This is a genomic window from Streptomyces sp. NPDC046862 (assembly GCF_040704615.1).
Lineage (GTDB): Bacteria > Actinomycetota > Actinomycetes > Streptomycetales > Streptomycetaceae > Streptomyces.
In genome coordinates this window covers 1-24,639 of sequence record NZ_JBEYXP010000037.1, presented here as the reverse complement: position 1 = coordinate 24,639, position 24,639 = coordinate 1, and the positions used below count along the sequence as shown (strand labels likewise).

21 protein-coding genes are annotated in these 24,639 nt (G+C 71.3%); 12 read left to right on the top strand and 9 right to left on the bottom strand.

Going from position 1 to position 24,639, the window contains the following annotated elements; translation table 11 throughout:
• From AB0959_RS33670 to AB0959_RS33660, 3 genes are read right to left on the bottom strand one after another with little or no spacing between them, the layout of a single operon-like run.
• On the bottom strand, positions 1–876 hold the full coding sequence (locus tag AB0959_RS33670; RefSeq protein WP_366830497.1) for a transglutaminase family protein: 876 nt from the start codon (positions 874–876) through the stop codon (positions 1–3).
• Complete coding sequence (locus AB0959_RS33665) at positions 873–1,811, bottom strand: alpha-E domain-containing protein (RefSeq protein WP_366830496.1); 939 nt, start codon at positions 1,809–1,811, stop codon at positions 873–875. The genes AB0959_RS33670 and AB0959_RS33665 overlap by 4 nt, the downstream gene beginning before the upstream one ends.
• Positions 1,808–3,352 (bottom strand): circularly permuted type 2 ATP-grasp protein, encoded by a 1,545-nt coding sequence (locus tag AB0959_RS33660; RefSeq protein WP_366830494.1) that lies wholly within the window; start codon positions 3,350–3,352, stop codon positions 1,808–1,810. Before AB0959_RS33660 ends, AB0959_RS33665 begins: the two co-directional genes overlap by 4 nt.
• Positions 3,353–3,672: 320 nt before the next feature.
• On the opposite strand from AB0959_RS33660, the gene AB0959_RS33655 reads away from it, so the two are divergent.
• Positions 3,673–4,731 (top strand): helix-turn-helix transcriptional regulator, encoded by a 1,059-nt coding sequence (locus AB0959_RS33655; RefSeq protein WP_366830493.1) that lies wholly within the window; start codon positions 3,673–3,675, stop codon positions 4,729–4,731.
• Here AB0959_RS33655 and AB0959_RS33650 read toward each other — a convergent pair.
• Entirely contained in the window at positions 4,682–5,668 is a 987-nt protein-coding gene (locus AB0959_RS33650; RefSeq protein ID WP_366830492.1) for a LuxR C-terminal-related transcriptional regulator, read from the bottom strand. The genes AB0959_RS33655 and AB0959_RS33650 overlap by 50 nt on opposite strands.
• Positions 5,669–5,691: 23 nt before the next feature.
• Positions 5,692–6,702, bottom strand: coding sequence for a helix-turn-helix transcriptional regulator (locus AB0959_RS33645; RefSeq protein WP_366830491.1), 1,011 nt, complete (start codon positions 6,700–6,702; stop codon positions 5,692–5,694).
• A 304-nt stretch (positions 6,703–7,006) separates the two neighbouring features.
• Here AB0959_RS33645 and AB0959_RS33640 point away from each other — a divergent pair, with 304 nt between their 5' ends.
• Entirely contained in the window at positions 7,007–7,348 is a 342-nt protein-coding gene (locus tag AB0959_RS33640) for a hypothetical protein (RefSeq protein ID WP_366830490.1), read from the top strand.
• A 209-nt stretch (positions 7,349–7,557) separates the two neighbouring features.
• On the opposite strand, the gene AB0959_RS33635 is transcribed toward AB0959_RS33640, so the two are convergent.
• Entirely contained in the window at positions 7,558–8,016 is a 459-nt protein-coding gene (locus tag AB0959_RS33635; RefSeq protein WP_366830489.1) for a TIGR03618 family F420-dependent PPOX class oxidoreductase, read from the bottom strand.
• A 128-nt stretch (positions 8,017–8,144) separates the two neighbouring features.
• On the opposite strand from AB0959_RS33635, the gene clpB reads away from it, so the two are divergent.
• Together clpB and AB0959_RS33625 are read left to right on the top strand one after the other, a co-directional pair.
• Positions 8,145–10,766: an ATP-dependent chaperone ClpB gene (gene clpB, locus AB0959_RS33630; RefSeq protein WP_366830582.1), complete on the top strand. Its 2,622-nt coding sequence runs from the start codon at positions 8,145–8,147 to the stop codon at positions 10,764–10,766.
• Between the two features lie 208 nt (positions 10,767–10,974).
• The gene (locus AB0959_RS33625) at positions 10,975–11,502 is read left to right on the top strand and encodes a YbjN domain-containing protein (protein WP_366830488.1); all 528 of its coding nucleotides are present in this window, start codon (positions 10,975–10,977) and stop codon (positions 11,500–11,502) included.
• Between the two features lie 3 nt (positions 11,503–11,505).
• Here the strand turns inward: AB0959_RS33625 and AB0959_RS33620 are convergent, their stop codons facing one another.
• On the bottom strand, positions 11,506–12,720 hold the full coding sequence (locus tag AB0959_RS33620) for a hypothetical protein (RefSeq protein ID WP_366830487.1): 1,215 nt from the start codon (positions 12,718–12,720) through the stop codon (positions 11,506–11,508).
• Positions 12,721–12,851: 131 nt separating this feature from the next.
• Positions 12,852–13,025 carry an SDR family oxidoreductase gene (locus tag AB0959_RS33615; protein WP_366830486.1) on the bottom strand — a complete coding sequence of 58 codons (174 nt, stop codon included), beginning with the start codon at positions 13,023–13,025 and terminating at the stop codon, positions 12,852–12,854.
• Positions 13,026–13,115: 90 nt separating this feature from the next.
• Between AB0959_RS33615 and AB0959_RS33610 the strand changes: the two genes are divergently transcribed.
• Positions 13,116–13,445, top strand: a complete 330-nt coding sequence (locus AB0959_RS33610; protein WP_366830485.1) for a MarR family transcriptional regulator — start codon at positions 13,116–13,118, stop codon at positions 13,443–13,445.
• 298 nt (positions 13,446–13,743) lie between these two features.
• On the opposite strand, the gene AB0959_RS33605 is transcribed toward AB0959_RS33610, so the two are convergent.
• Complete coding sequence (locus tag AB0959_RS33605) at positions 13,744–14,931, bottom strand: pyridoxal phosphate-dependent aminotransferase (protein ID WP_366830484.1); 1,188 nt, start codon at positions 14,929–14,931, stop codon at positions 13,744–13,746.
• Between the two features lie 1,157 nt (positions 14,932–16,088).
• On the opposite strand from AB0959_RS33605, the gene AB0959_RS33600 reads away from it, so the two are divergent.
• The 7 genes from AB0959_RS33600 (at position 16,089) to AB0959_RS33570 (ending at position 24,268) form a co-directional block, all read left to right on the top strand.
• Positions 16,089–16,661: a DUF2617 family protein gene (locus AB0959_RS33600; protein WP_366830483.1), complete on the top strand. Its 573-nt coding sequence runs from the start codon at positions 16,089–16,091 to the stop codon at positions 16,659–16,661.
• Between the two features lie 115 nt (positions 16,662–16,776).
• The gene (locus AB0959_RS33595) at positions 16,777–18,501 is read left to right on the top strand and encodes a polyamine aminopropyltransferase (protein WP_366830482.1); all 1,725 of its coding nucleotides are present in this window, start codon (positions 16,777–16,779) and stop codon (positions 18,499–18,501) included.
• Between the two features lie 69 nt (positions 18,502–18,570).
• A complete protein-coding gene (locus AB0959_RS33590; RefSeq protein ID WP_366830481.1) occupies positions 18,571–19,470 on the top strand; it encodes an SRPBCC family protein in 900 nt (299 codons plus the stop codon).
• A 461-nt stretch (positions 19,471–19,931) separates the two neighbouring features.
• Complete coding sequence (locus tag AB0959_RS33585) at positions 19,932–20,735, top strand: aldose 1-epimerase (protein ID WP_366830480.1); 804 nt, start codon at positions 19,932–19,934, stop codon at positions 20,733–20,735.
• A 55-nt stretch (positions 20,736–20,790) separates the two neighbouring features.
• Positions 20,791–21,339, top strand: a complete 549-nt coding sequence (gene pyrE / locus AB0959_RS33580; RefSeq protein ID WP_366830479.1) for an orotate phosphoribosyltransferase — start codon at positions 20,791–20,793, stop codon at positions 21,337–21,339.
• A gap of 277 nt (positions 21,340–21,616) precedes the next feature.
• Positions 21,617–22,639: a class II fructose-bisphosphate aldolase gene (fbaA, locus tag AB0959_RS33575; RefSeq protein WP_366830478.1), complete on the top strand. Its 1,023-nt coding sequence runs from the start codon at positions 21,617–21,619 to the stop codon at positions 22,637–22,639.
• Between the two features lie 87 nt (positions 22,640–22,726).
• The gene (locus AB0959_RS33570; RefSeq protein WP_366830477.1) at positions 22,727–24,268 is read left to right on the top strand and encodes an MFS transporter; all 1,542 of its coding nucleotides are present in this window, start codon (positions 22,727–22,729) and stop codon (positions 24,266–24,268) included.
• The last annotated feature ends 371 nt before the right edge of the window (positions 24,269–24,639 follow it).

The following is a 24,639-nucleotide window of genomic DNA, read 5'->3' as shown; positions in this document are numbered from 1 at the left end:
TCAAGCCACCCGCGTGAACTCCACCGTCACCTCCGGCAGGCCGCCGGGTACGCCCCGGTAGATGCCCTTGTGCGGGGTCACGTCGTCGTAGTCGCGGCCCCGGCCCACCACGACGTGGGACTCGTCGGCGCGGGTGCGGTTGGTGGGGTCGTAGCCCGTCCAGTCGCCCGCCCAGTACTCGACCCAGGCGTGGCTCTGCCCGGCGACGGGACGGTGGAGCTCCGCCTCCCGCTCGGGGTGGAGGTAGCCGGAGACGTAGCGGGCGGGCAGGCCGAGGCCCCGCAGCAGGCCCAGGGTGAGGTGGGCGATGTCCTGGCAGACGCCCGCGCCCTGCTCCCACGCCTCGGCCGCGCTCGTCGTGACGCCGGTGGAGCCGGGGACGTAGGAGACGCGGTCGGCGACCAGGGACGAGACCGCCACCGCCGTCTCGTGGGGGTCCAGGCCCGCCGCCGCCTCACGCGCCCGCTCCACCAGGGCGTCCGGGATCGTCGTACGGGAGGTCGCGGTGGCGTACTCCAGGAGACGGGTGCCTTCCGTCGCCTCTGCCACCTCCGCCCAGCCGGGAGGCTGCGGCAGCGGCTCCGGCGGGGACGTCTCCACCAGGCTCGACGCCGTGATCGTCAGGTCGGCGTGGGGATCCAGCAGGTCGAAGCCGGTGACCTGGGTGCCCCAGTAGTCCCAGTACGACCAGGTGGGCGTCGAAGGGTTCACCAGGACCCGGGCGTCCAGGGTCGTCTGGCCGGGCAGGGTCAGCGGGGTCATGCGGACCTCGTTGTGGGAGGAGGCCGCGGGCTGGGCGTAGGCGACGCGGGTGACGTGGCGGATGCGCAGGCGGCGGGTGGCCCGTGGCACCTCGCTCGTGCTCGCGGGGGTCATCGTCGCGCTCCTTCCTGGGCCCACTCGACGGGTCCCTGGTACGGGAAGAACTTCTCCGCCACCGCTTCGGCGGACGCCATGCAGGCCCCCTGCAGGTCCCGCAGCAGGACGGGCAGCCCACCCTCCAGGGACCGTGAGTCGAGGTACTCCAGGTGGGTGCGCAGGGCCCCGATCGGGCGCCGTGCCGGGTCCTGGCGGGGGCGCCCCAGGGCCGCCAGGCACTCCTCGGCCGTGGTCAGCGCGTGCAGCGCCGAGCGCGGGAAGTCCCGGTCCAGGAGCAGGAACTCGGCCACTTTCGGGCTGTCGCCGAAGCCGCCGTACACACGCGCGTACGCCTCGTCCGCCCCGCTCGCGCTCAGCAGCGTCGGCCAGTCGGGCGCGTGCGCCGCGTCCAGCACGCGCACCGACAGCAGCCGTACGGTCATGTCGACCCGCTCCAGGCTCCGGCCCAGCACGACGAAGCGCCAGCTGTCGTCGCGGCTCATCGTGGAGTCGGCCAGGCCGAAGAACAGGGCCGCGCGTCGGCGCACCAGCTCCAGGTAGGCGTACGGGCCCGTGCGGAGCGAGGCTCTGCGCTGGCCGGCGAGGGCGTGCCAGGTGGAGTTGAGGCACTCCCACATCTCGGACGAGACCGCCTCGCGGGCGCTGCGGGCATTGAGCCGGGCCGCGCCCAGCGCCCCCTCGATCGAGCCGGTCGAACGGGCGTCGAAGGCCAGCTGGTCCAGCACCTGCTGCATGTCGACCGGCTGGTCGCCCGCGTCGACGCCGAGGATCGCGTACAGGGACCGGCAGGCCGCGTCCTCGTCGCGCCAGGGGTCTTCGAGGAGCCGGTGCAGGTAGGCGTCGAGGATGCGCCCGGTGGCGTCGGCGCGTTCGACGTACCGCCCGGTCCACGTCAGTGCCTCGGCTATCCGGGAGAGGATCACGTCGTTCACTGCTGTTGTGCCCCTTCCTGTACGACGGAACGGGTGCCGTCGGGGCCGAGCTGGCGCGGGGCCTTCTCCGGCCGCGGACCGCCCACGGCCGGGTCCGACTGCTCGGCGGGTCCCTCGGCCAGCACCCAGGTGTCCTTCGACCCGCCGCCCTGACTGGAGTTGACGATGAGGTTGCCCTCCTGGAGGGCGACTCGGGTCAGTCCGCCGGGCAGCACCCACACCTCGCTGCCGTCGTTGACGGCGAACGGGCGCAGGTCGATGTGGCGCGGCGCCATGCGCTCGCCGGCGAGGGTGGGGGAGGTGGAGAGGGCCACCGGCCGCTGGGCGATCCAGCCACGGGGGTCGGCGGCGACGGCGGCACGCGTGCGCTCCAGGGTCTCGGCGTCGGCCTTCGGCCCGATGACGATGCCCTGGCCCCCGGCCCCGTCGACGGGCTTGATGACGAGCTGGTCGATCTGGTCGAGCACGGCCTCCAACTGCCCCGGTTCCTCGGGCCGGTACGACTCCACATTCGGGAGAATCGGTTCCTCACCGAGGTAGTAGCGGATCAGATCGGGTACGTACGTGTAGAGCAGCTTGTCGTCCGCGATGCCGTTGCCCACGGCGTTGGCGAGGGTGACGTTCCCGGCCATGGCCGCACTCATGATCCCGGGACAGCCGATCACCGAATCGCCCCGGAAGTGGAGCGGATCGAGGAAGTCGTCGTCGAGCCGTCGGTATACGACATGGACGGGCATCTCACCGCGCGTCGTGCGCATCCACACCCGGTTCCCGCGGCACACGAGGTCGTGCCCCTCGACCAGCTGCACGCCCATCAGCCGTGCCAGCAGGGCGTGTTCGAAGTAGGCGGCGTTGCTGGGGCCGGGGGTGAGGACCACGACCCGGGGGTCCCCGATGCCGTCCGGCGCGGCCGCCCGCAGCGCGGCCAGCAGTTTCTGCGCGTACCCGTCCACCGGCAGGACGTGCTGCTCGGCGAAGAGCGAGGGGAAGATACGGGTCATCGCGCGCCGGTTCTCGATGACGTACGACACGCCGGACGGTACCCGGACGTTGTCCTCCAGCACCCTGAAGTCCCCGGCCTCGTCCCGCACCAGATCGATGCCGGCGACGTGGATCCGGACACCGCCCGGTGGCTCGACCCCGTGCGCGGGTCTGTGGAAATGGGGGGAGTTGAGGAGCAGCCGCCACGGCACGACCCCGTCCTCGAACGCACGGCAGGGCCCGTACGCGTCGCTGAGATACGCCTCCAGCGCCCTGACCCGCTGCGCCACCCCGCGCCGGATGAGATCCCACTCCAGCGCGCCCAGGATGCGCGGCACCAGGTCCAGCGGCCAGGGCCGTTCCTCGCCCGCGAAGGCGTACGTCACGCCCCGGTCCGTGAAGGCCCGGGCCATCTGGTCGGCCTTGAACCTCAGTTCACCCGGTTCGATGGGCTGGAGCGCAGCCAGTACCGGCTCATAGGCGGTCCTGACCTCACCCGGCCGCTCAAACATCTCGTCCCACGCGTCGGCCAACGCGTACGCGTCAAAAATGTCCGCCATGGCCTGACGGTAGGTGGGGTGCGTAACAGGGGGATCTCCGAATGATTTCGGCCAGTTGACGGGAGCGATCGCGGGGTGGCGCCTCGTAAGCGGCGCGAGGCTGTGCCGACATGCGGCTCCGCCGCGATGGGGTCCCCTCGCTCGTGCGAAACCGAGACCGGGGGGAGCGACCAGCCACACCGAACCCGCAGCCGCAGCACCCACACAGGACCCGGCGGACGAGACGCACCCGGCCACCAGCGGAGCGCAGCCGTTGCGGAGCCGGAGGCCTCCGCGCATAGTTGCGCTGCGGACGACGTGAGACCGGGGGTGATGGAGCCATGGCCGGGCACGGGACGGACAGGCATCCCCACGGTGCCGACCGGCTGTGCGAGGCCGGGGAGCGTGTGTACTCCCGGGCCGTACGCCGGGGGCACGTGCCGCGCGCGGACGCCGAGGCCGTGCCGTGCCTGGTCGAGCTCGCCCTGCTGCACCCCGACCCCGACGACATGGGCCGGCTGGTGCCCACGCCCCCGCTGGAGGTCATGACCCGGCTCCTGCGCTCCGTGGACGAGGAGGTCGACGCGAGCCGGGCGCGGGTGGGCCTGGCGGTCGCGGCCGTCGAGCGGTACGCGGGCCTCGGCGGCGGCCCGGTACAGCCGCCCGCCGAGAGCACGGCGATCCGCGTCCTGGACGGACTCCAGCGCATCCACGCCGCGATGGACGAGGCGACCGAGGCGTGCGTCACGGAGGTGCTGGCGGTCCAGCCGGGCGGCATCCGCCGCGAGGACGAACTCCGCGAGGGGCTGCACCGCGCTCTGGAACTGAGCCGACGCGGCGTCCGTATGCGCGACCTCTACACGCATGTCGCCCGCCACGGCCAGGGCCTGCACAGCTACATGGAGCTGATGGGCGACGCGGCGGAGGCCCGCACCCTGGACGAGGTCGTGGAACGCCTCATCGTCTTCGACCGCGCGGTCGCCTTCATCCCCGCGAACGCGGACCGCACGATGGCCCTGGAGATCCGCCACCCCGCGCTGGTGGAATACCTGGTCACGGTGTTCGAGCGGTTCTGGCGCCTCGCGATCCCCCTGACGTCCCCGCTCCCCTCGACCGGCATCGAGGGCATCACCCACCGCGAGCGCTCCATCGCCGCCCTGCTCGCGGAGGGCCACCAGGACGCGGTGATCGCGGAGCGGCTGGGGATCAGCGTCCGTACGTGCCGGGCCCATATCGCGCGGCTGTCGGAGACGTTGGGGGCGGTGAGTCGTACGCAGTTGGGGGTGCGGATTGCCCAGGCGGGCCTGGACGGACCACCGCGCGCCGGTACCGAAGAGAGGCCCGTCCCTGTCACTCCTCCGCCTCCCGCTCCTCTTCCAGAATCCCCGACCGGCCGATGAGGTAGCCGAGCTGGGCGCGGCTCTCGCTGCCGAGGGTGGAGGCGAGTTTGGCGATGTGGACGCGGGCGGTGCGGACGTTCATGCCGAGGCGGTCGGCTATGGCGGTGTCGGTGTGGCCCTCGATGAGGAGGGTGGCTATGGCGCGTTGGCGGGAGGTGATGCCGTTGATCGTGGGGGGCTGGACGGTCTCGGGATACATGGGGGTCGCCATCCGCCAGAGGATGTCGAAGGTCCCGGCGAGGTAGGAGATCACGGCCGGGTGGTGGACCTCCAGGGCGGTGCTGCGGTCCTCACCGGCCGGGATGAAAGCCATGGACCTGTCAAGGATGACCATTCGGTGAGGAACTTCGTCGAGCGTGCGCACCTCGACGTCGCCGTCCAACTGCTCGTAATGCGCCAGGACTCCGAGGTCGTGCCGCGAGGTGTGCTGATAGAGCGTGCGCATGCGGCCGCCGCGGGAGAGGAGGTCCTGCTCCTGGGCGTGTACGGCGTTGAGGATCTTCGGAGGGCGCCTGCCGCCCGGCTGCACGGTGAGCAGCTCCTCGCCGGACTTGGCCGTCAACTCGGCGATCCGGGCGTTGATGTTCTCGAGCCCGCTCAGGACGGTGAACGTCAGGGCGCCCGTCGAGATCGCGCGCTGGGCGTCGAGTTCGATGAGCGGCTCGAGCATGCCGGCCAGTCTCGTCTCGCGGCGCCGCTTCCGTGCGATGTCCTCCGCGAGGCTTCCGAGGATGCGGGAGAGGCCGACGGCGGGCGGGAGGGGGCGCAACCACCGGGTGTCCGAGGCGTCCGGCTGCAGTAGCCCGAGGCGTCTCAGGCAAGGGGTCGTGGCCGCCTCCTGCTGGGGGACACCGCCCTCACGCAGCGCCCGCTCGTACAGCTTCAGACCGTCCTCGCACAGCTCGTCCGCTCCATGCCCGTGCGCCTCCGCGATCACATGCGGCTCTCTTCCCTCGACGATCAGTGACCCTGCTCCAGGATCCCCGATTGCGCTATGAGGTACCCGAGCTGGGCCCGGCTGCCGCTGCCCAGGGCCGTGGCCAGCTTGGCTATGTGGGCCCGGCAGGTGCGGACGTTCATGCCGAGGCGGCGAGCTATGGCTTCGTCGACGTGGCCCTCGACGAGGAGTTTGGCGATGGAGTGCTGGATGTCCGTGATGCCGTCGGGGGCGGTCTCGTACGGGGCGCCCGCGTGCAGGGGGACCGCTCGGGCCCACATGAACTCGAAGACCTTGATCAGGTAGCGGATGAGGCCTGGATGACGAATCTCCAGAGCGACACGCCGGTCCTCGCGTATGGGGATGAAGGCGGCGGACTCGTCGCAGATGATGAGCCGCTCGACCAGTTCGTCGATGGTGCGGATCTCGACTTTGCCGTTGGGTATCTGATCCACGTAGGCGAGTGTCTCGGGGCTGTACCTGGCCGTGTGCTGGTACAGCGTGCGCATGCTGACGCCGCGTTCGATCAACGGCCTGTCACGCTCCAGCCCCTTGACGAGATTGCTCTCCATGCGGCGGCCGCCCGGCTGCACGGTGAGCATTTCGGAGCGGCACTCCGCCGTGGCCAGGTTGAGTGCGGCGTTGATGCGTTCCGAGCCCTCCAGCACCTTGATGGCGTGGGTGCTCACCGTGGCCTGGGCGCTGACCGCCATGAACGGCTCGAAGGCCTCGGTCAGCGCGACCGACAGTCGTCGGCGTTCGCTGATCTCGCGTTCTATGGGGTGCAGCCGCTGGGTCAGGGCGACCGACGGAAGGACGGGCAGTAGCCAGTTGGGGTCGTCCGGGTCAGGATGGAGGAGGGCGAACTCCATCAGGCACGGTGCGGTCTCTGCGTCAGCTCGGGCTATGCGTCCGGTTCGTAGGGCATTCGTGTAAAGGTGGACGCCTTCCTCGCACAGTTCCGTCACGGCGTGGGGATGTGTCGGCTGTGTCCCGCTTGTACCCAAATCTCCACCCCCCAGGGTCCTGAACATGCAGGAACATGATGCACCGATTATGTGGCCATGACGTGCCTGAATGAGCCATCGTCGTATCCGACGGGGGAAGAGGAGACCTTCAAGTGAGGACGAAGCCGACTATGCGAAAGAGATTGCTTCGCTCGATGCTTGCCGCTGCTCTTTCCGCGATGGTGGCCTTCGGGGCCCTGAGTGGTCTGGCGGGTGGGGCTGGCGGCGTTCGCGCTGAGGACAGCAGTTGGAACACGGCGCCCCGCGTGGTCGTTGCGGACGGCCCAAATGCCGGCGCGAACGGCCAAGACGACAGTTCCTGGGACTGACGATGACCACTCCCCCCGACGACCGCTCCTTCCGCCGAGAAATGGCCACCGCCTACCGCTCCGGCTGGCACTTCATCGACCTGGCCACCGCCATCCCCCACAGCGGTGACTCGTTGATGGTGACCGTGTTCGGTGAGCCGGTCGTGGTCACTCGCGACGAGGACGACGACGTACGGGCGTACCGGTGTCTGCGGCGCCCGCGCGGCGCGCCGCAGCCAGTGCGGTGTGCCATCCGGTACGGAATGATCTTCGTGAACCTCGACAAGCGTGATCACGAGCTCGCCGAGCAGGAGGCTCCCCCCGCAGCCCCCACGACCATTACAGCCACCCCCCGCAGTGCCTGACGCGATACCCCCGTCGTTGTAGATCGCGCAGGCGCTTCCCCCCAGCAGCGGCGTCACCGTGACCTGAACACGGTGACGCCGCTGCAGGTTTACGGCGATATCTCCGGGTGGCTGCCGATGTCGACGGTGGCCCGACGGAGGCTCGACGAGGTCCGACGGTGGCCGGAACCGTGCGGTCCGCACGATCTCCGGCCTCGGTCAGGGAACCCTCAGGCCCTTCCCAGCGTCCGGGTCACCTCGATCTCGATCACCACGCGGGCCGGGTTCGGCGACGGCACTCTCTGGTACCGCTCCGCGTACCGCCGCTCCGCCTCCGCGACCCGGTCCGGGTCCGTGCGGACGAAGGCCCGCCCCTCCAGCGTCGCCCAGCGGCCCCCGTTCACCTGGCACACCGCGACCCGGGCGCCTTCCGGGCCCGCCTCCCTGATGTGCCGTACCTTCGCGCTCCCCGCACGGGTGATCACCCGAGCCAGTCGCGCCTCGGGCTCGTATGTGACGCCGACGGGAACCACGTGCGGGCTGCCGTCCGGGCGGAGTGTCGTCAGGGTGCACAGGTGGCGCTCCTGCCAGAAGGCGAGGTAGGCGAGGTGCGAGGTGTCCGGCTCGGTCGGGGACGGGGGATCCGTCGGTTCGGCCGGAGGGGTGGGATTCGTGTGAGGGGTGGTCATGAGTCGGAACCTAGCGGCTCGAAGCCTCCCGCCCACCGCCTTGAGTGGAATAGACTCAACTTTGTGTACGTTGCTCAAGTCAGTGTGGATGACGGCTGACGCAAGGACGCATGGAGGAGAACGCGAACGTGGACGCCGAGCTGACCAACAGGAGCCGGGACGCGATCAACGCGGCCAGTAACCGGGCCGTGTCCGAGGGCCACCCGGACTTCACCCCCGCCCACCTGCTCCTCGCTCTGCTCCAGGGCCAGGACAACGAGAACATCATCGACCTGCTGGCCGCCGTCGAAGCCGACCAGGCCTCCGTGCGGGCCGGCGCGGAGAAGGTCCTCGCCGGCCTGCCGAGCGTGACGGGTACCACGGTCGCGCCGCCCCAGCCCAACCGCGACCTCCTCGCCGTGGTCGCCGACGCCCAGGCGCGCGCCAAGGAGCTCGGTGACGACTACGTGTCGACCGAGCACCTGCTCCTCGGCATCGCGGCCAAGGGCGGCCAGGCCGGGGAGGTGCTCGCCCAGCAGGGCGCCGACGCCGGGAAGCTCCAGGAGGCGTTCCAGAAGGCCAGGGGAGGGCGCAGGGTGACCACCGCGGACCCCGAGGGGCAGTACAAGGCCCTGGAGAAGTTCGGGACCGACTTCACCGCCGCCGCGCGGGAGGGCAAGCTCGATCCCGTCATCGGGCGGGATCAGGAGATTCGGCGGGTTGTCCAGGTTCTGAGCCGCCGTACCAAGAACAACCCCGTGCTCATCGGCGAGCCCGGCGTAGGCAAGACCGCCGTCGTCGAAGGGCTCGCCCAGCGGATCGTGAAGGGCGACGTGCCCGAGTCCCTCCGGAACAAGCGGCTCGTCGCGCTCGACCTGGGCGCGATGGTCGCCGGTGCCAAGTACCGGGGTGAGTTCGAGGAGCGGCTGAAGACCGTCCTCGCCGAGATCAAGGACTCCGACGGGCAGATCATCACCTTCATCGACGAGCTGCACACCGTCGTGGGGGCCGGTGCCGGCGGTGACTCCGCCATGGACGCCGGCAACATGCTCAAGCCCATGCTCGCCCGCGGTGAGCTGCGCATGGTCGGTGCCACGACCCTCGACGAGTACCGCGAGCGGATCGAGAAGGACCCGGCGCTGGAGCGGCGGTTCCAGCAGGTGCTGGTCACCGAGCCCACCGTCGAGGACACCATCGCCATCCTGCGCGGGCTCAAGGGACGGTACGAGGCCCACCACAAGGTGCAGATCGCGGACAGCGCGCTGGTCGCCGCGGCCACCCTGTCCGACCGGTACATCACCTCCCGGTTCCTGCCCGACAAGGCCATCGACCTCGTCGACGAGTCCGCCTCCCGGCTCCGTATGGAGATCGACTCCTCACCCGTCGAGATCGACGAACTCCAGCGCGCCGTCGACCGGTTGAAGATGGAGGAGCTCGCGCTGGAGAAGGAGACCGACGCGGCCTCGCGCGAGCGGCTGGAGAGGCTGCGCCGCGACCTCGCCGACAAGGAGGAGGAGTTGCGGGGCCTCACCGCCCGCTGGGAGAAGGAGAAGCAGTCCCTCAACCGCGTCGGTGAGCTGAAGGAGAAGCTCGACGAACTGCGCGGCCAGGCCGAACGCGCCCAGCGCGACGGCGACTTCGACACCGCCTCCAAGCTGCTGTACGGCGAGATCCCGACCCTGGAGCGGGACCTGGAGGCCGCCTCCGAGGCCGAGGAGGCGTTGACATCTTCCGCCTCCGGCGGGGGCGCCAAGGACACCATGGTGAAGGAGGAGGTCGGCTCCGACGACATCGCGGACGTCGTCGCCTCCTGGACCGGTATCCCCGCCGGCCGCCTGCTGGAGGGCGAGACCCAGAAGCTGCTGCGGATGGAGGACGAGATCGGCAGGCGGCTCATCGGGCAGTCCGAGGCCGTGCGGGCGGTGTCGGACGCCGTACGGCGCAGCCGCGCCGGTATCGCCGACCCGGACCGTCCGACCGGCTCCTTCCTCTTCCTCGGCCCGACCGGTGTCGGCAAGACCGAGCTCGCCAAGGCCCTCGCGGACTTCCTCTTCGACGACGAGCGGGCCATGGTCCGCATCGACATGAGCGAGTACAGCGAGAAGCACAGCGTCGCCCGGCTCGTCGGCGCGCCCCCCGGGTACGTCGGCTACGAGGAGGGCGGCCAGCTGACCGAGGCCGTGCGCCGGCGGCCGTACTCCGTCGTCCTGCTCGACGAGGTCGAGAAGGCTCACCCGGAGGTCTTCGACATCCTCCTGCAGGTGCTGGACGACGGGCGGCTGACGGACGGCCAGGGCCGTACGGTCGACTTCCGCAACACCATCCTGATCCTCACCTCGAACCTCGGCAGCCAGTTCCTCGTGGAGCCGCTCACGTCCGAGGAGGAGAAGAAGGAGCAGGTGCTGGAGGTGGTGAGGTCCTCCTTCAAGCCGGAGTTCCTCAACCGCCTGGACGACCTCGTGGTCTTCTCCGCGCTGAACAAGGCGGAGCTGGAGCGCATCGCCGCCCTCCAGATCGACCGCCTCGCCAAGCGCCTCGCCGAGCGCCGGCTCGCCCTGGAGATCACGCCCGCGGCCCTGGCCTGGCTGGCGGACGAGGGCAACGACCCGGCGTACGGCGCCCGCCCGCTGCGCCGTCTCGTCCAGACCGCCATCGGCGACCGCCTCGCCAAGGAGATCCTCGCGGGCGAGGTCAAGGACGGCGACACGGTCCGGGTGGACGCCTTCGGCGACGGACTGATCGTGGGCCCGGCGACGGGCAAGACGCTGTAACCCTGAGTGATGCCGGGGCACGTCCTGGGGCAGCCGTTCCAGGACGTGCCCCTGGTGCGCACATCTGGTTGCACAGCGCTAATGCGCCACGCGGTGGCCCCCGTAGGCCATGCAGGTTGCCGGGCACGGGGCAAGAGAGAGAGGGTGGAGGTGTACGTCTGGTCTCAGTGATGGCCGGACGAGCCAGACGACTTCGGGAGTACCCAGTATGTCCATCGACCCGTCCTCGATTCCGAACTTCGGGGGCCAGCCCGAGCCGCAGCCCCAAGGACCGGCGGGCCCCGTCGTCCCGGATCAGGACCTCGTGAAGCAGCTCCTCGACCAGATGGAGCTTAAGTACGTCGTCGACGACGAGGGTGACCTCGCGGCGCCGTGGGAGCAGTTCCGTACGTACTTCATGTTCCGCGGCGAGGGCGACCAGCAGGTCTTCTCGGTACGGACGTTCTACGACCGGCCGCACCAGATCGACGCGAAGCCGACGCTGCTGGAGACGATCGACGACTGGAACCGTCGCACGCTGTGGCCCAAGGTGTACAGCCACACGCACGACGACGGCACCGTCCGCCTCATCGGTGAGGCGCAGCTGCTGATCGGCACCGGCGTCAGCCTGGAGCACTTCGTTTCGTCGACCGTGAGCTGGGTGCGGGCGGCCATCGAGTTCGACAAGTGGCTCGTGGAGCAGCTCGGCCTCGCGGAGGACGTCGACGAGGCGGAGAAGCCCGACGACGAGGAGTGACCGTCACAGGGGCGTGTGGTTGATCACGACCAGGAACGCCCCGTAGGCGCAGGAGAGCCCGGCCAGGGCGCCGACCACCACGGTCGCGTGCCAGGGCCGGGCTCTCGCCGTCCGCACCAGCGCCCGGGCCGGCGGCAGCAGCAGCGGGAACGCCGGCAGCAGGAAGCGCGGCTTGCACTCGAAGTACCCCGCGCCGCCGAGCGCGATCACCAGCAGGACGCCGGAGTACACCACCAGCACCAGGGGCGGCCGGTCCACCACGAGCAGCGCGAAGAGCACGATCGCCACCGCCACGACCACCATCGCCATCGGGAACACGAAGCGTCCGCCGTTCAGCACCAGATGCTCGGCCTGGTGCCAGGCGCCCACCCCGAAGTCGAAGCGCGAGCCCCACCGCCGCTGCACCGCGAAGTACCCGCCGAGCGGATCACCCGTGCGCGCCCCGACCCACAGCACGTACCCGCACCATCCGAGCGGTGCGAGCGCGGCGCCCGTCCACAGCCTGTGGGAAACGTTTCTTCCGCGCCGCCGCAGCACCTCGTGCGCCGCCGCCACGAGCACCGCCGCCGCGACGGCGAGCCCGTTCGGCCGGGCCAGCCCCGCGAGCGAGGCCAGCACGCCCGCCCACACCCAGCGCCCGGTGAGCACCGCGTACAGCGACCAGGCCGCGAGGGCGGTGAGAACGGGCTCCGTGTACGCCAGGGACAGCAGGACGGAGTGGGGCAGCACCCCCCACAGCAGCACCAGCGCGGTGGCCACCCCACGGCCGTACAACCGCTGCCCGACGGCGTACAGCCCGCAGGCCGCGGCCCCGGCGGCGCCCCAGGCCACGACCAGCCCGGCCGCGCCGCCGCCCAGCGGGGTGACCTCGGTGACCGCCCGCAAGAGTCCCGGGTAGAGGGGGAAGAACGCGTAGTCGCTGGCGATCTTGGGCGGGTAGTACTCGATCCGCCCGTAGCCGTGTGCGGCGATCCCCAGGTACCAGTTCGAGTCCCAGGACCGTCCGAGCAGCCGCAGCGGGTCCTTGCCGTGGGCCCAGGCGATCACAGCGAGGACGGCGACCCCGGCGAGCCGGGCGGCGAGGAAGAGCGCGAGGGCCAGCGCGAGGGTCGGGGGGCGCGGGCGCGCCACGGAGCGGACGTGAGGGCGGATGTGATCCTGAGGGCGCCGCGCGTCCTCGCGGGGCGCGGGGGCCGGCAGGGTGCTGGCGTGGGTCACACCGGAACCATGCGTCCCGTAAATGTGATTTGCAGCTTTACACGCCACTATCACCGGATTGCGCCACCGGAAGGTTCACTCGGAAGGCGGCCTTGAGCGGCTTGGGATCCCTGTGCCGACGTGCTTCCGGCTCAGACCGTCTTGATCGTGCCTCCGTCGATGACGTAGTTGACGCCGGTGATGTTCCCGGCCGCGTCGGACAGGAGGAAGGCGATCAGGGCCGCCACTTCCTCGGGCTCGGTCATGCGGCCGGTCGAGACGTTCTGGGCCTTCACCATCTGCTGGGTGAACTCGTCGAGACTCATGCCGGACGCGGCGGCCCACTGGGCGACCTGGCCGCCCGGGTCCTGGTAGACGGAGGTGCGGACCAGGCCCGGGGAACCCTCCGCGAGCGTGTGGCCCGGCTCGGTCTCACCACGGGACAGGCCTCGGCGCTGCGCGAGCTGACGGGTCCGATGACCTTGAGTGAGCTGGCCGGGCGGATGAGCTGCGAATCGTCGAACGCCACGGTCGTGATCGACAAGCTCGAGAGCCGGCAGCTGATCGAACGGCGTCCCCACCCCTCCGATCGCCGGGCCAAGCAGCTGACCCTCACTCCCGAGGGCGCCGAACGCAGGGAAAGGCTGCTGGCACTCCTGCGCGAGAAACCGCTCCCGGTGGGCTTGACCCAGCAGGAACAAGGCGAGCTTCAGGAACTGCTGCAGCGAGCCGTATCCCGCCGCTGAATGGCTTCGCTCCTGAATGGCTTCGCCCCTGAACGGCTTCGCTGCTGAACGGCGAGGCGATTCCGGATGCGAGAGTGAGCCCGTGTCCGTTCAGCTCCTCGCGGGCACGGGCGTGCCGACTGTCCTGACCATGGTTCCCGGCCAGGCCAGGACATGGCGGTGGTGACGAAGCGAGCCGTCGCGCCGGCCGGCTCGCGACTGCGTGGAGGTGACTGACGGGTCCCGGGTCGCCGTTTGTCCAACTCAGGCAGCTTCGGTCTCGTCCGGTCGTAGGTACGGGGCCCCCGGCCCAGCGCGCCTAGAACGCCGCCCTGAGCCGCTTCGCCGCCTCCTGGAGCACCTCGGTCTGCTTGCAGAAGGCGAACCGCACGAAGGGCGCGCCCGCCTCGCGGTGGTCGTAGAAGACGGCGTTCGGGATCGCGACGACACCCGCGCGCTCTGGCAGCGCCCGGCAGAAGGCGAAGCCGTCGGACTGGCCGAGGGGCCGGATGTCGGTGGTGATGAAGTACGTGCCCGCCGTCCGGAACACCTCGAACCCCGCCTCCGCGAGCCCGGCCGCCAGCACGTCCCGCTTGGCCAGCATGTCGGCGCGGAACGACGCGAAGTACGTGTCCGGCAGCGCGAGCGCCTCGGCGACGGCGTACTGGAACGGCCCGGACGAGACGTACGTGAGGTACTGCTTGGCCGAGCGGACCGCGGACACCAGCTCGGGCACGGACGTCACCCAGCCCACCTTCCAGCCGGTGAACGAGAACGACTTCCCCGCGCTGCCGATGGTGACCGTCCGTTCCCGCATCCCCGGGAACGTCGCCAGCGGCAGGTGCTCGGCGTCGTCGAACACCAGGTGCTCGTACACCTCGTCCGTCACGACCAGCAGATCGCGCTCGACGGCCAGCTCGGCGATCGCCGTCAGCTCCTCGCGGGTGAGGACGGTGCCGGTGGGATTGTGCGGGGTGTTGATCAGCAGCAGCCGCGTGCGGTCGGTGACGGCGTCCCGCAGCTCGTCGAGGTCCAGCCGGAAGGAGCCGTCGTGCGGCCGCAGGGTGACCGGCACCCGCGTGCCGCCCGCCATCGCGATGCAGGCAGCGTACGAGTCGTAGTACGGCTCCAGGGCGACGACCTCGTCCCCGGGCTCCAGCAGGCCCAGCATGGCCGCGGCGATGGCCTCGGTCGCGCCCGCCGTGACGAGCACCTCGGTGTCGGGGTCGTACGTGAGTCCGTACCGCCGCTGCTGGTGCGCGGCCACGGCGGTGCGCAGCTCGGGGACCCCCGGGCCCGGCGGATACTGGTTGCCGCGTCCGTCCCGCAGCGCCCGCACGGCCGCCTCCCGGATCTCCTCGGGCCCGTCGGTGTCGGGGAAGCCCTGGCCCAGGTTGATGGACCCGGTGCGCACGGCCAGCGCCGACATCTCGGCGAAGATCGTCGTCCCGAACTCGGCGAGCCGGCGGTTGAGCGGGGGGCGGGCGCTGCGGGAGCTGGAGGTCATGGGCGCCATCCTGCGCCGAAGCTCTGGAGTTCCTCAACTCTGCTTTGACGCGTGGGGTGCCCGGGCATCGGACGTTCACGCGAGAAGCGGAGACACCGGTCAGGGCCCACGGGGGGCGACCGGGGACCGTTTCGGGGGAACGAAAGGAGGGTGACGTCATGGCAGTTGCTATCGGCATCATCCTGGCGATCGGCGTCGTCGTCGTAGTGGTCGCGGTGGCCAAGGCCGCCGGCCGGCGCGGCAGCAGGACGACAGTGAGGACGGTGCGGTCGGGGGGCCGCGCCCGGCGGTCGGGCTCGTCCCACAGCTGGTGGGCGGGCACCGGTGGCTACGGAGGATCCGGGTCGTCGTGCGGGGGCAGCTCGTCCTGCGGAGGCGGGTCCTCCTGCGGCGGCGGGTCTTCGTGCGGGGGCGGCGGGGGATGCGGCGGCGGAGGCAGCTGACACGGGGCAGCCGAGCTCCGCGCGGTCACAACGCGGGCCGAAGGGGCGTGCCCCGGAGGCGAACCATCGAAAGGCACGGACCGCGTCCGGACCGTTGAACGAGCGCCCGCCGGGGAGGCGACATCTCCCGGCGGGCGCTCACTGTCGTGCCGTCGTGCGGACATGCCATGCGGTCGTGCGGACATGCCACGCCGTCGTGCGGACATGCCATGCGGTCGTACGAGCAGGCTATGCAGTCATGCGAGCAGGCCGTCGTGCGAACAGGCCGTCGTGCGGACAGGGCGTCGTCCGATGGCGCACACCGCCCGTGCGGGGGCGCACGCGCAGCCCCACTCTCGTCCCTGCGCCCACGCGCTCGCCACAGGTAACAGGGCGCGTGAGCGGCATCGCGGCGCGGTGGGCACACGCCTGGTTGAACAGTTGAGCTGTGCAGCCCTCGGGGGGATGGAAACCCCACGAAGTTGGGTAAAAACGCTGTGGCGGCGCCACAGTTCATGATTCCCTATAAATCACCAACGCAGCCCCCGGGCCTCCTCACCCGACAGAGCTGACCGGGCTGATCGGACCGAATCGGAAAGACGACTTGGGCGTCCTCACCTCATCTGACTGATCCGATCCGGCTGACCTGGCCCGTCTCCCGGTGCCGGCCGGGGCGCGACGGACACCCCCCACTCCGTCCCCACTCCTCTCTTTGCGTGCTTGCGGAGCCGACCCATGCTCACGACCCTGAACACCTCCTACACCGACACGCGCGCGGCCGACCTCGCCTGGGCGCTGGGGCGCGAGCCGCTGCCCGCGCTCGCCACCCTCGACGTGGAACTCGCCGGGGCCAAGCTCCAGTTGAGACTGCTCGGCGCGTCCCATCAGGTACTCCTGGAGGAGGAGCGGGGCGGCTGTTCGGAGACGGTCGCGTGCATCGCGGGTTCCAGCACACCGCTCCCCCTCGGCGTGGCCAAGCGGGTCGACGACTGGGAGTACGAGTTCACGGCCCGGGTGGAGGTCCTCTCGCCCGGCTCCTTCGCCGGCCGCGCCCAGGAGTTGCTGGCCCTCGTCTCCGACCATCCCCACGGTCTGGCCGGCGTCTTCCCCGGCAGCCCGTACGCCTTCACCGCGCTGCTCGCCCAGCGACACGAGGGCCAGGTCCACTGGCGTACGTGGCACGCGTACCCGCAGGACGGGCAGTTGGTGGCGACGAGGACGAGGGTGGGGGTGCGGGTGCCGGCGGCGTCGGGGGCGTCGGGGGCGTCGGGCGCGTCGGGGCCGTGGGGCGCGTCGGGGGCTTTGTAGGGCGACTTCGCAGCCCTCAGGGACGTTCGCCCAAACTCCGGACACCTCACAAGGCCCAACTTCCACTCGTGTGGGTGACATAGCGTGCCGCAGGCGTGACGTAGCGTTCCCTAGCGTGATCGAACCGCACGCCCCCGCACCCCCCGGCGCCCCACCGCCCTGGCGCGGCACCGGCGGGCAGCCCGGCCGCGCGCGGCTGCCCGTCCGCCCGGGTACGGGAAGGTTCCTGGTCCTGGTGTGCGTGTTCGTCTGCGCGGCCTGCGGACTCGTGTACGAACTCGAACTCGTCGCCCTCGCCTCGTACTTGATCGGCGACTCGGTCACCCAGGCCTCCGTCGTCGTCTCCGTGATGGTCTTCGCGATGGGCATCGGCTCCCTCGCCGCGAAACGGCTCCGCGGTCTCGCGGCGGCCGGCTTCGGCGCCATCGAGGCGGCCCTCGCCCTGCTCGGCGGCTGCAGCGCGATGGCCGTGTACGCGGTGTTCGCCTGGACCGGCGGCTGGGGCGGCCTGTGGACGGACGCCCCGCGCCACCTCCTCGTCGCCTTCTCCCTCGCCATCGGCCTGCTCATCGGCGCCGAAGTCCCCCTGCTCATGGAGCTGATCCAGCGCATCCGCCGCCAGGACGCGGGCGGTGCGGTGGCGGACCTCTTCGCCGCCGACTACGTGGGCGCACTGGTGGGCGGCCTCGCCTTCCCCTTCCTCCTCCTGCCCTGGCTGGGCCAGTTGACAAGTGCGATGCTCACCGGCGCGGTGAACGCCGTGGCCGGCGGCGCCCTCGTACTCGGCCTGTTCCGGGGCGACCTGAGCCGTCGCGGCCGCCGGCTCATGCTCCTCGTGAACATCGTCGTCCTCGGCCTCCTCGCGACCGCCGCCGTGCTGGTCGACGACTTCGAACGGGCCGCGCGGCAGGCGGTGTACGGCCACGACGTACGGGTCGCGCTCCACACCGGCGTCCACGAGGTGGTCCTCACCGGCGGTGCCCGGGGCCGCCCGCTCGCCCTCTTCCTCGACGGCCGCCTGCGGTTCAGCGGCCGCGACGAGCGCCGCTACTACGAGGCCCTCGTCCACCCCGCGATGCGGGGTCCCCACGCGCGCGTCCTCGTCCTCGGCGGAGGCGAGGGTCTCGCGGCGCGCGAGGTGCTGCGCCACCCGGGCGTGCGGCGGCTGGACGTCGTCGGGCCCGACGCGGGCGTGATCCGCCTGGCGCGCACCGACCCCGCCCTGTCCTCCCTCAACGGCCACGCGTACGACGACCCACGCGTGCGCGTCTTCACGGCCGACGCCTTTGCCTGGCTGCACCAGGCGAGTCCGGTGCGCCAGGCGAGTCCGGTGCGCCAGGCGAGTCCGGTGGGTCCGGCGAGTCCGGTGGGTCCGGTGAGTCAGGCGGGTCCGGCGGGTCCGGCGCGTCCGGTGACGGCGTATGACGTGGTGATCGCGGACCTGCCCGACCCGGGTATCACGGCGAGCACGAGGCTGTACTCGCAGGAGTTCTACGGCCTGGCCCGCCAAGTCCTCGCGGACGGCGGCCGTCTGGTGGTCCACGCGGGGTCGGTGGCGTCCCGGCCGCGCGTCTTCTGGACGGTCGACGCGACGGTACGGGCAGCCGGGCTGCGCACGACGCCGTACAGCGTGGGTGGCGGCGTCCCCTCCCTCGTGGCAGGCCCGGACCGTACGACGGGCGCCTCGCGGGGCCCGCGCGACTGGGGCTTCGTCCTGGCCTCGGAGCCGACCGCGCCCCCGCCTTCCGTGGGCGACTCGGTGGCCCCTCCCCGTCCCCTCACGCGTCCTGCCGCGGGTCTGCCGCCGTCGACGCTCATGCACCCGCGGTACGGCGACTGAGGCCCACGCCCGCCGGAAAACGCGGATGTACGGGTGCGATCGGGCGGCGCGTGGGTAGGCTCGGCTGACATGGAGCATGAGGTGTTCGTTCCGGTTCCCGTCGAGCGACTCGGGGCGGCCCTGTCCGATCCGGAACGGGTGGCCCGGGCGGTGCCCGGTCTCCAACAGGACGCGGGTACGGCACCGGTCGCCGGGCGCCTGAAGGTGCGCGTCGCCGGCCACACCATCACCTACCGCGGCACCCTCCGGGTCTCCGGGCAGGACGACGGCTCCTTCACGGTCGAGGGCGACGCCACGGAGGCCCGTGGCAGCGGCTCGGTGAAGCTGGCCCTCTCGGTGCGGCTCGCTCCGGCGGAGGGTGGCACGACGGTCACCTTCGGCGGCACGGCCACGGCCGACGGGCGGATCGCGGAGCTGGACGAGAACGCGGTGTCCGCGGCGGTGACGCGCCTGCTGACGCGCTTCGCGGAGAGCGTGGGGGCGAACGTGGGCGAGAGCGTGGAGGAGGGTGTGGGGGAGTTCGCCGGGGCCGAGGGCGAGCGGGGACCCGCGGAGGAGGTCACGGACAAGGCCACGGAGGCGGCCACGGAGGCGGCCGCGGAGGAGACCACGGAGGAGAGCGCGCCGGAGAGCGCGCCGGAGAGCGGTGGGGAGGAGTCCGGGTCCTCCCCGGCCTCCGCCGACGCGGAGGTGCCACCGCCGGCTCCGGAGCCCGAGATGGAGGACGTGGCGGCCGAGGGGTTCGTCGACGAGGGGGCGCCTCCGGCCGAGGCGGCGCACGCGCGGCGCACGATGATCGGTCGCAGTGCGGAGGAGGTGGACCACGCGCCGCCGCGCGGTCGGTACGCTCCCGTGCCGGCGCCCGAGTCCGTGGTGTCCGGCCCCACGCTCCGCTGGGCCGCCCCGGCCGCGGCGCTCGCTCTCGCGTCGGCCGTCGTGGTGGCCCGGGCGCTGCGTCGCCGCCGCTGACCGCCTCCGCTGACCGTCTCCGGGTTTCTCGCCCCCGCCGCCCCTACCCGTCCCATCCCCAGGGGCGCTGCCCCTTCGACCCCGGCCACCGGCCACGGGGGCTGCGCCCCCTGGACCCCCACCCTTTTTCGGGGCTCCGCCCCGGACCCCGTTTCGGGGGCCAGCCCCCGGACCCCCGCTCCTCAAACGCCGGAGGGGCTGAAGGGTGCGGGGCGGCGCTGGACGGTGCGGGCGGTGCTGGATAGCTCGCAGTCGGGGCTGGATGGTGCGGGCGGTGCCGCGTTTTCCGGCCGGGGCCTGGATTTTCAGCCTGTCCGGCGTTTGAGGACACGGCCGCAAGGCCGAAAAGGGGCGCGGGGAACTGCGCGACCAGCCCCCACGACCCGCAGCAACGCAACGCACCCAAACCCACCACGCACCCACTCCGCCCAACCGCCGGAGGCACCCCGTAGGGTCGTGCCGTGAGTAACGAAGACATCACGTTGACCGCGGGTGACGCGGAAGCTGTCGTGGCGCCGGCGAACGGCGGACGGGTGAGCGGACTGCGGGTCGGTGGAACCGAACTGCTGCGGCAGGGCGAACGGTTCGGCTGCTTCCCGATGGTCCCGTGGTGCGGCCGGACAAGGGACGGGCGCTTCCTCAGCGGCGGCGCCGTCCAGCAGATGCCGCTCAACGCCGCCCCGCACGCCATCCACGGCACCGCCCGCGACGGCGCCTGGCGCACCGCCCGCGTGACCGACGACGAGGCCGTCATCACGTACGACCTGGTGGAGCCCTGGCCCTACTCCGGACGGGTCACCCAGGTCGTCGCCCTCACCGAGGACTCCCTCACGCTCACCATGTCCGTGGAGACGTACGACTCGTCCTTCCCGGCGCAGATCGGCTGGCACCCCTGGTTCAACCGGAACCTCGGCCCCGGAGGACAGGACGTCCGCCTCGCCTTCGAGGCCGCCTGGCAGGAGGAGCGCGGCGACGACCACCTCCCCACCGGCAACCGCATCGACCCCAAGCCCGGCCCCTGGGACGACTGCTTCGGGATGCCCGACGGCGTCGACGTCACCCTGACCTGGCCCGGGCAGCTGGAGCTCACCGTCGCCTCGCGCGAGGAGTGGGTCGTCGTCTACGACGAGCAGGAGGCGGCCGTGTGCGTGGAGCCGCAGACGGGACCGCCCAACGGGCTCAACACCCTGCCGCGGCTGGTCACTCCGATCGAGCCGCTGGAGGCCTCGACCACCTGGACCTGGCGGCGTCCGCAGGCCGATTGAAGGCCGACCGAAGGCCGACTGAGCAGCCACGCTTCCGCTGTCTAAGCTGGCTGCCATGACTGACGTACGCGGCACGCTGCTGCAGCAGATCAAGGACAAGGCCGTCGTGCACGGCAAGGTGACCCTGTCATCGGGGCTCGAGGCCGACTACTACGTCGACCTGCGCCGCGTCACCCTCGACGGCGAGGCCGCGCCGCTCGTGGGGGAGGTGCTGCTCGACCTGACCGCCGATCTGGAGTTCGACGCCGTCGGCGGGCTCACCATGGGTGCCGACCCCGTGGCCGGGGCCATGCTGCACGCCGCCGCGGCGCGCGGGCGGCGGCTCGACGCGTTCGTCGTGCGCAAGGCGGCCAAGGCGCACGGGTTGCAGAGGCGCGTCGAGGGGCCCGAGATCGCGGGGCGGCGCGTGCTCGTCGTCGAGGACACCTCCACCACCGGGGGCTCCCCGCTCGCCGCCGTCGAGGCCGTGCGTGAGGCGGGCGCCGAGGTCGTGGCCGTCGCGACCATCGTCGACCGGGCCACCGGAGCCGCCGAGAAGATCCAGGAGGGCGCCGGGGTCCCGTACCTCTTCGCCTACTCCAAGGACGAGCTCGGCCTGGACTGAGCAGTCGTTCCGGACTGAGAACGCGGTCCGGACCGAGAACGCGGTCCGGACCGGGAAAGCGACAGGAAGCGACAGACCGGCACACAGGGAAACGGGGAGGCCAGGGGCCGAAGACATCCGGACACCCTGGCCGGAGCATCCGGCCAAGTCTGGAAAGATGGGACCGACGATGACGTCGCATCCCAAGGTCTAGGTCAGGGCCGTAAGCAGCAGAAGAGCCGTACGGCTGTACAAGCAGTACAAGCAGTACGCGACCCGCACATAGAGGAGCGGACAGATGCCCATCGCAACCCCCGAGGTCTACAACGAGATGCTCGACCGGGCGAAGGCAGGCAGGTTCGCCTACCCGGCCATCAACGTGACCTCGTCCCAGACCCTGCACGCGGCGCTGCGCGGCTTCGCCGAGGCGGAGAGCGACGGCATCATCCAGATCTCCACGGGTGGTGCGGAGTTCCTCGGCGGCCAGCACAACAAGGACATGGTCACCGGCGCCGTCGCCCTGGCCGAGTTCGCGCACATCGTCGCCAAGAAGTACGACATCACCGTCGCCCTGCACACGGACCACTGCCCGAAGGACAAGCTCGACGGGTACGTACGTCCGCTGATCGCGGTGTCGGAGGAGCGCGTCGCCCGCGGCGAGAACCCGCTCTTCCAGTCGCACATGTGGGACGGCTCGGCCGAGACCCTGGCCGACAACCTGGAGATCGGCGCGGAGCTCCTCGCCCGCGCCGCCGCCGCGAAGATCATCCTCGAGGTCGAGATCACCCCCACGGGCGGCGAGGAGGACGGCGTCTCGCACGAGATCAACGACTCCCTGTACACGACCGTCGACGACGCCATCCGCACGGCCGAGGCCCTCGGTCTCGGTGAGAAGGGGCGCTACCTGCTGGCCGCCTCCTTCGGCAACGTCCACGGCGTCTACAAGCCGGGCAACGTCGTCCTGAAGCCCGAGCTGCTGAAGGAGCTGAACGAGGGCGTCGCCGCCCGGTTCGGCAAGGAGTCGCCGTTCGACTTCGTCTTCCACGGTGGTTCCGGCTCCAGCGAGCAGGAGATCCTGACCGCGCTGGAGAACGGTGTCGTCAAGATGAACATCGACACGGACACCCAGTACGCCTTCACCCGTCCGGTCGCCGACCACATGCTCAAGAACTACGACGGTGTGCTCAAGGTCGACGGCGAGGTCGGGTCGAAGAAGACCTACGACCCGCGCACCTGGGGCAAGCTCGCCGAGGCGTCGATGGCCCAGCGCGTCCTGGAAGCCTGCCAGAACCTGCGCTCGACGGGCACGAAGATCAAGTAAGCGGATCACGCGACCGAGGGCATCCTGTTTGCTCCGGTTGGGCCCGGCACCTGATGTGGTGCCGGGCCCTTCCGTATGCTCCGAAGCATGGCTGCGCCGCCGAGCGAGAACAGCGACAACAGCGACAACAGCGAGAACAGCGACAACCGCGAGAACCTGGCCATCAGGATCTCCTCCCCGCAGGGGAAGTGGATCCTGTTCACCACGGTGCTGGGCTCCAGCATGGCGTTGCTGGACTCGACCGTGGTCAATGTCGCGCTGCCGTGGATCGGGCGCGATCTGGACGCCGACCTGGCCGTTCTGCAGTGGACGGTCAACGCGTACATGCTGACGCTGGCCGGGCTCATCCTCCTCGGCGGTGCCCTGGGCGACCGGTTCGGGCGGCGGCGGATCTTCGTGCTGGGCGTGGTGTGGTTCGCCGTCGCGTCGCTGCTCTGCGGGATCGCCCCGAACGCGGGTGTGCTCATCGTCGCCCGCGCCCTCCAGGGCATCGGTGGAGCTCTCCTCACGCCCGGTTCGCTCGCCCTCATCCAGGCCTCCTTCCACCCGGACGACCGGGGGCGGGCCGTGGGCCTGTGGTCCGGTTTCGGCGGGATGGGCGCGGCGGTGGGCCCGTTCCTGGGCGGCTGGCTGGTGGACGGGCCGGGCTGGCGCTGGGTGTTCCTGCTGAACATCCCGCTCGCGGCCCTGTGCGTGCCGGTCGCCCTCCGTCACGTACCGGAATCCGCCGACCCGCGGGCCCACGGCCGCTTCGACGTCCTCGGCGCGGGCCTCGGAGCCCTGTCCCTGGCCCTGGTGACGTACGCGCTGATCGAGGCCGGGCAGCGGAGCGCGGTGCTGGTGACGGTGATGGCCGTGGCGGGGGTGGCGGCCGGGGTGGCGTTCGTGTACGTCGAGCACCGGCGCAAGGACCCGATGATGCCGCTCGGGATCTTCTCCTCCCGCCAGTTCAGCGCGGTCAACATCGTCACCCTGTGCGTGTACGCGGCCTTCGGCGGCTTCTTCTTCCTGGCGGCGCTCCAGCTCCAGGTGGTGTCGGGCTACTCGGCCCTCGGCGCCGGTACGGCCCTGCTGCCCATCACCGCGATCATGCTCCTGCTGTCGGCGCGCTCGGGTGAGCTGGGCGAACGGATCGGGCCGCGCATCCCGCTCACGGTCGGGCCGCTGGTGTGCGCGGCGGGCATGCTGCTGATGCTGCGGGTGGGGAAGGACGCCTCGTACGTCACCGACGTCCTGCCCGCGCTTCTGGTGCTGGGCCTCGGCATGGTCACCCTGGTCGCGCCCCTCACCGCCACCGTGCTGGCCTCCGTCGACACCGAGCACGCGGGGCTCGCGAGCGGCGTCAACAACGCGGCGGCCCGTGCGGCCGGTCTCATCGCCGTGGCCGGGCTGCCGGTGCTGACCGGGATGGGCGCGGAGGCCTACCGCTCGGCCGACGCCTTCGACTCCGCCTTCGACCGGGCGATGCCGCTGTGCGCGGGCGTGCTGGTGGCGGGGGCGGTCCTCGCGTACGCCACGGTGCGCCGACCGGCCCCGGACTGCCGCCACCCCGAGTGCCGCACCCACTGCTGCGTGACGGCTCCGCCGCTGGAGGGGGGAGCGGAAGAGGTGCCCACGGCGAAGGAGTGAGATCGCCCTCCTCGCCGCCTCTACCCGTGAGCGTTCCCCGGGGAATGGCGCGGTCTTCAGGGCCGCGGGGAACCGCCCGGTTTTCAGGGGCGCGGGGAACTGCGCGACCAGCCCCCACCCACCCGCACCAAACCCACCCACCCCAGACACCCCCACCCTGCGGGGCATGAGGGCGCAGCCCCAGGGATGGGACGGGTAGGGGCGGCGGGGGCGAGAAAACACCCCCCCCCCCCCCCCCCCCCCCCCCCCCCCCCCCCCCCCCCCCAACCCAACCCCCCCACCCACCCCCCCAAATGGGGTGGGTTGAAGGGAACAAAAAAAAACAACAAAACACCAAACAACCCCCCCCCCGCGCCCCGCGAAGAGAAAAA

What these genes read in the sequence shown, in the direction of transcription:
- fbaA (WP_366830478.1), top strand. Translation starts at nt 21,617, where the DNA reads ATGCCCATCGCAACCCCCGAGGTCTACAACGAGATGCTCGACCGGGCG.
- AB0959_RS33635 (WP_366830489.1), bottom strand. Translation starts at nt 8,016, where the DNA reads ATGACCACCCCTCACACGAATCCCACCCCTCCGGCCGAACCGACGGAT.
- AB0959_RS33670 (WP_366830497.1), bottom strand. Translation starts at nt 876, where the DNA reads ATGACCCCCGCGAGCACGAGCGAGGTGCCACGGGCCACCCGCCGCCTG.
- AB0959_RS33570 (WP_366830477.1), top strand. Translation starts at nt 22,727, where the DNA reads ATGGCTGCGCCGCCGAGCGAGAACAGCGACAACAGCGACAACAGCGAG.
- AB0959_RS33605 (WP_366830484.1), bottom strand. Translation starts at nt 14,931, where the DNA reads ATGACCTCCAGCTCCCGCAGCGCCCGCCCCCCGCTCAACCGCCGGCTC.
- AB0959_RS33640 (WP_366830490.1), top strand. Translation starts at nt 7,007, where the DNA reads ATGACCACTCCCCCCGACGACCGCTCCTTCCGCCGAGAAATGGCCACC.
- AB0959_RS33590 (WP_366830481.1), top strand. Translation starts at nt 18,571, where the DNA reads ATGGAGCATGAGGTGTTCGTTCCGGTTCCCGTCGAGCGACTCGGGGCG.
- AB0959_RS33600 (WP_366830483.1), top strand. Translation starts at nt 16,089, where the DNA reads ATGCTCACGACCCTGAACACCTCCTACACCGACACGCGCGCGGCCGAC.
- AB0959_RS33625 (WP_366830488.1), top strand. Translation starts at nt 10,975, where the DNA reads ATGTCCATCGACCCGTCCTCGATTCCGAACTTCGGGGGCCAGCCCGAG.
- AB0959_RS33660 (WP_366830494.1), bottom strand. Translation starts at nt 3,352, where the DNA reads ATGGCGGACATTTTTGACGCGTACGCGTTGGCCGACGCGTGGGACGAG.
- AB0959_RS33645 (WP_366830491.1), bottom strand. Translation starts at nt 6,702, where the DNA reads ATGTTCAGGACCCTGGGGGGTGGAGATTTGGGTACAAGCGGGACACAG.
- AB0959_RS33655 (WP_366830493.1), top strand. Translation starts at nt 3,673, where the DNA reads ATGGCCGGGCACGGGACGGACAGGCATCCCCACGGTGCCGACCGGCTG.
- AB0959_RS33615 (WP_366830486.1), bottom strand. Translation starts at nt 13,025, where the DNA reads ATGAGTCTCGACGAGTTCACCCAGCAGATGGTGAAGGCCCAGAACGTC.
- pyrE (WP_366830479.1), top strand. Translation starts at nt 20,791, where the DNA reads ATGACTGACGTACGCGGCACGCTGCTGCAGCAGATCAAGGACAAGGCC.